This is a genomic window from Coleofasciculus sp. F4-SAH-05, from assembly GCF_040222985.1.
Classification (GTDB): Bacteria; Cyanobacteriota; Cyanobacteriia; order Cyanobacteriales; family Coleofasciculaceae; genus Coleofasciculus; species Coleofasciculus chthonoplastes.
In genome coordinates, this window is record NZ_JAVKBY010000276.1 from 1 (window position 1) to 4,581 (window position 4,581).

Genomic DNA, 4,581 nt, shown 5'->3' on the forward strand with positions numbered 1-4,581 from the left:
TGTCCTCAGTAATGATAGTGATATCCTAGATCGTCGGTCGAATATTCCCAGAAACCGGGTTTCTCCTCAGGATGACAACGCCATATCAATATTTGACCCAAAGAAACCCGGTTTCTTGACCGATATCCTGGATGGCGATACCTTATATATCGATACCTTTGATATCTTCTCCACCAATGGGGGTACAATTACTCGTGATCAACGGGGAACTCCCAATGACTCAACTGACGACTATCTTCTCTATACTCCCGCCGCTGGATTTAGTGGTGATGATAGCTTTAATTACACGATTACCGATGGACAAGATACGGATACCGCCACCGTTACGATTACCGTTAATCCAGTTAACAACTTAACCCTATTTGGTACAGCGAATCATGACAGCCTGATAGGTGGAAGTGGAGAGGATATCCTCCTGGGATTGATGGGTAACGATGAATTGCGCGGGGGTGCAGCGGATGACTTTCTCAGTGGTGGCGATGGGAACGATTATCTTTGGGGTGATAGCGGAAACGACAAACTCATCGGTGAGTACGGCGACGATATCATCTATGGCGGTATGGGTGAGGATCGGATTCAAGGCGGTTTCGGGAATGATCAACTTTTTGGCAATGAGGGTGATGATATTCTCTCTGGTAATAGTGGGTTTAATCTAATTCGGGGTGATGGTGGAAATGATCGTCTCTACGGCGGTGATGGGATTGATTGGTTATTTGGTGATCAAGGAAATGATACGCTGATCGGCGGCGATTCCATGGATATTTTAGTCGGCGGTGCTGGGGATGATTTTCTCAGTGGTGGTGCGGGAGTTGATGAACTTCATGGCGATGAAGGTGCGGATCAATTCCTGTTAAATTTGGGTGCAGGAATGGATACGATTGTTGATTTTAAAGTTAGTGAAGATTCCTTGGCGTTGGGCTCGGGTTTGACGTTTAACCAACTGCGGATTGAGCAAGTTGAAGATTATACGTTGATTCATGACAATAACAGTGGTGCAGTGTTAGTTACCCTCCTGGGCGTTCAAGCTAGTCAAATGAGTCAGGGAGATTTTGTGATGATTTAGCGGGAAGGTGCGTTACGCTGCGCTCTCCCCTTGGTTTCCTTTCCCATCAGAGGACTCCATTCAATGATTTGTTTCTGTGTCTGTGAGGGGTGAACTAAATCTCTGCAAATCTATGTAGATAAGCTAGAAGTGTCTCATATTGCTGGTTTCATCCGTTGATGGTTGTCGTTAGGGACGTTGGTGAAGCAAGGCACTTCTCCCACCCACCGGAGCTTAACCGTACCTAGCACCCCGCACTTGTGATACTCCGCTTCAAGTCGTAACGCTTCTGCTCTAAACTTAAGGTTTAGCCAACCCAAGTTTAGAGCTTCAGATACAGACTTTCCAATCGAAGCTAAGTATCGAACCGTCCGCACCAGTAAAATGGTGCGGACTTCTGCATATTTCAGAAAGCGAGTAATCTCGCTATCAGAGCCGCGATGCAGAATGTTCAATGCAGCGTTTTTGTCTGCTTGAATTACGTCCCCTGTATAACAGATAAAACGATCCCCATCCCGTTGACCCAATAACGTCCCGGTACGAGAACACATTTGCGACGTATAAGCTGGATTCACCACAGACACAGTTGATCCAGTCTCCAATGCGATCTTCAAGGGTTGAAGCTTGTAACTCACCTTTCATCCATTGGTCAAGAAAGCGATTAATTGGCTTCGCTTGCTGCTTTCCTTTGATAGGCGAGGTGAGGTCTTCTGCAAAGATGCGAATCGGTGAGGTGATGACTCGCCTTAAATCTTTGCGAATGAAATTTTGAATGGTTGCCTTTTCACGTTTAAGTTTGCGCGATTTGACTTTGTAACCCAGATTGTTCTTTAGAATCATTGCTGACTTTTCTGGGTTATTTTTGGCATGAAAACGTAATCTGTAGCGGTTGCGATTTGTGCGGGTGATGCGCTTCGTTTTTTCGGTCATAAGATGTCCGAGTCCACCTGCAATGCTGTCCCCATCCGAGGTGTAGAACGCTTCAGTATATCCCTTGTCGATACCAATTTCTTGCTCTACCTGGAGCGTGGAAGGACTCAGCATTCTTTTTCGAGTGCAATGGACTTCTAGTTGACCGTCTTCATTGCAGATTAGTCGAATCTGTCCAGACACGGTATGACGGCATTTCAGCTTTAGCGTAATCCGCTTACCTTTCTCTAGTCCTTGAACTTCCAGTTTGACTGTATTGCGGGTGAGTCCCTTGCAGGTGTAACCGCCACCTTGGTAAACAATCTGGTTACGAACAAAGGTGTGTCCGCGCTGGTATTGAGTACGAAACACCCGATGCAGCCAAGGATCAGAGGTTGGGTCATTGTGTATCAAATCCAGCAACTTAGAACGCGATGGTTCGTCTTTTGTGCGGCGGTAGATTGCTTGCATCGCCTTTAAGTTGCGACGTGACCGCTTCCCGTATAGTCGAGCCGACATCACCGTAATGACCGCCAGAACGTCCTCGACAAGCTCTTGCTCTGGCTCTTGGTTCACTGGCTTGTTCAGGATAATGATCTCCGTTGCGTTGTTTTCGCAGAGTGCAAAGATTAGTTCAGACCCAAACCGCAACAGTCGATCTTTGTCGGTGATCAGCAACCGTTCCACCTCATTGCGCTGAAGCAAGTCAATCAACTTCAGCAAACCACGCTTCTTATAGTTCAGTCCTGAACCAATATCTTTTAGTGTGTAGACCGATTCCCATCCGTGTTGCTGGCAGTAAAGCTCTAACACCCCGAATCTTGGCAGCTTCCCCAATTTGAACTAGATCTTCTAATCTATGCATAACAACCACATAATAAGTTATGCATAGATTTAAGCAGATTTTAGGTGATCTGTCGAACCGCAACCGGAGTCCGGATATCAGCGCTGGGGATCGAAAACTTCCTTAAGCCCACTTGTTTGTCCACGACTTCAGACGTATCCTGAACCCTGGAGTCATTGCAACTTAGAGGAAAAACCATGTTAGATAAACCCGAAGCCCCAATTGAAGCCATTGACGCCAGAGAAATTCTCGACTCGCGGGGACGTCCCACCGTGGAAGCCGAAGTTCGCCTCGCCAGTGGTGCCCTGGGATTGGCACAAGTTCCTAGTGGTGCCTCTACCGGCTCCTTTGAAGCCCACGAACTGCGAGATGGTGATTCTCATCGCTACAACGGTAAAGGCGTCCTCAAGGCTGTCCGTAACATCAAAGAGAAAATCACCCCCGAACTCCTGGACATGGACGCCCTAGACCAAGCCACCGTTGACCAGACGATGATTTATCGGGATGGAACCCAAAATAAAAATGAACTGGGTGCCAATGCTATCCTGGCAGTTTCTCTCGCCAATGCCAAAGCCGCCGCGAATGAATTGCAACTTCCCCTGTATCGCTATCTAGGTGGCCCCCTTGCCAATCTTCTCCCGGTTCCGTTAATGAATGTAATTAACGGTGGTGCCCATGCGGATAATAATGTAGACTTTCAGGAGTTTATGATTGTCCCGGTGGGTGCTGATACCTTTCAAGACGCGCTGCGTTGGGGGGCGGAAGTATTCGCCGCCCTCTCCCAAGTCTTGAAAGAGAAAAAGCTGCTATCGGGTGTGGGTGATGAAGGGGGCTATGCGCCGAACTTAGAGTCCAATAAAGCCGCTTTGGAATTTCTAATTGCTGCTATCGAAAAAGCTGGGTATAAACCAGGGGAACAAGTGGCGTTAGCCATGGATGTCGCCGCCAGTGAATTTTACAAAGATGGGCAATATCTCTATGAAGGCTCATCTCACGCCCCGAGTGAACTTATTGATTATCTGGATCAATTAGTCAGTCAATATCCGATTGTTTCCATTGAAGATGGCTTACATGAAGACGATTGGGATAATTGGAAACTGCTGACGGAAAAACTTGGGTCTCGCATCCAATTAGTTGGCGATGATTTATTTGTCACCAACCCCACTCGCTTGCAAAAGGGAATTGATTTAGCGGCTGGGAATTCGATCCTAATTAAGCTCAATCAAATCGGATCATTAACCGAAACCTTAGAAACCATTGAACTTGCCACTCGCAATGGCTTCCGTTCGGTTATCTCTCACCGTTCTGGCGAAACCGAAGATACCACGATCGCGGATTTAGCCGTCGCCACTCGTGCGGGTCAAATCAAAACCGGTTCCCTCTGTCGCAGTGAACGAGTTGCCAAATACAACCGCCTACTCCGGATAGAAGACGAACTCGGCGATCGCGCCATCTATGCCAGTAAGATTGGGATGGGACCCAAAATTGCCAAATAATCCCGATTTCCCATAGCCCAACTCCGGACCCCCCTCGTTCCCCCAGGGGGTTTTCATTTTCAAAAAATATACCACAATAAAAGCCAAATCTTTGCTGATCAAAACCGTTTTTTTGCGAGTTTCAATTCTCTCGATTAAAAAATATTTTTAATCCCAACTCTTTGCTTAATTTATAGCTGCAAAAAAGCTGAATTTCTTGCCGATTAGTCATTCCCAGGTTTAGCTTGTCTTTTTTTGATTTTTCTTTCTTATTAAAATTAGTGGCATTGAATCTATTAATCGTTAAATTA

At 46.6% G+C, this 4,581-nt stretch carries 3 protein-coding genes and 2 pseudogenes; 2 read left to right on the forward strand and 3 right to left on the reverse strand.

What is annotated here, in order from left to right:
• A partial coding sequence (locus tag RIG27_RS33695; protein ID WP_446351388.1) for a calcium-binding protein occupies positions 1 to 1,063 on the forward strand: 1,063 nt, incomplete at its 5' end.
• Positions 1,064 to 1,197: 134 nt separating this feature from the next.
• Here the strand turns inward: RIG27_RS33695 and RIG27_RS33700 are convergent.
• The 3 genes and pseudogenes from RIG27_RS33700 to RIG27_RS33710 all read right to left on the reverse strand — a co-directional run.
• Positions 1,198 to 1,497 carry a hypothetical protein gene (locus RIG27_RS33700; RefSeq protein WP_446351390.1) on the reverse strand — a complete coding sequence of 100 codons (300 nt, stop codon included), beginning with the start codon at positions 1,495 to 1,497 and terminating at the stop codon, positions 1,198 to 1,200.
• A 51-nt stretch (positions 1,498 to 1,548) separates the two neighbouring features.
• A pseudogene (locus RIG27_RS33705) lies at positions 1,549 to 1,593 on the reverse strand (hypothetical protein); the annotation flags it as partial.
• Positions 1,594 to 2,476: 883 nt separating this feature from the next.
• Positions 2,477 to 2,764, reverse strand: a pseudogene (locus RIG27_RS33710) (recombinase family protein); the annotation flags it as partial.
• A gap of 228 nt (positions 2,765 to 2,992) precedes the next feature.
• On the opposite strand from RIG27_RS33710, the gene eno reads away from it, so the two are divergent.
• The gene (gene eno, locus RIG27_RS33715) at positions 2,993 to 4,291 is read left to right on the forward strand and encodes a phosphopyruvate hydratase (RefSeq protein WP_446351389.1); all 1,299 of its coding nucleotides are present in this window, start codon (positions 2,993 to 2,995) and stop codon (positions 4,289 to 4,291) included.
• Positions 4,292 to 4,581: the final 290 nt, after the last annotated feature.